General features: G+C 40.0%; 1 pseudogene. It reads left to right on the forward strand.

What is annotated here, in order from left to right:
* Positions 1-715 (forward strand): annotated as a pseudogene (locus tag J7R10_RS08365) (Vomp family autotransporter); the annotation flags it as partial.

Genomic DNA, 715 nt, shown 5'->3' on the forward strand with positions numbered 1-715 from the left:
GGTGTTGGAGATTCATTTGAGAAAGTTAAAGATTCATTTGCGAATATTAAGAATGAAATTACCAAAGAGATTGAAAAAGAAATTACCACTGTTCAAGGTGATGCCTTGTTGTGGAGCGAAAAGGATCATGCCTTTGTAGCGCAGCATGGAGAAGAAGGGCACAAAACCAATAGCAAGATTAAGTACCTTGCAAATGGGGAGATTTCTGAAAACTCTACGGATGCCGTGAATGGTAGTCAGCTTTATTCACTGGGCAGTGAGGTTGCAAAGACTTTTGGTGGTAATGCTAGCTATGAAGGTGGCAAATGGACGGCTCCTACGTTCACGGTTAAGGCTGTCAAGGAAGATGGTCAAACAGAAGATAAAGACTATCATGATGTAGTTTCTGCCTTTACCGGTGTAGGTAGTTCTTTCACGAATCTTCATAAAGAGATTACCAAAGAAATTAATAATGCGGTTACCAAAGTAGAAGGAGATAGCCTTATTAAGCAGGATAAAAACGCTGATCCTATTACTATTGGTAAGGAAACAAATGGTACTGTAATTAATGTTGCGAATACAAGCGGTGTGAATCGGGTGATTTCCGGTGTAGGGGATGCAAAAGATAACAATGATGCCGTTAACAAGGGTCAGCTTGAAAAAGGTTTAAAGGATCTTTCCAGCAGTCTTCAGTCAGATGATTCAGCGGTTGTTCATTATGATAAAACAGGTGATG

Origin of the sequence: Bartonella vinsonii subsp. berkhoffii ATCC 51672 (assembly GCF_902825225.1) — a bacterium.
Lineage (GTDB): Bacteria > Pseudomonadota > Alphaproteobacteria > Rhizobiales > Rhizobiaceae > Bartonella > Bartonella berkhoffii.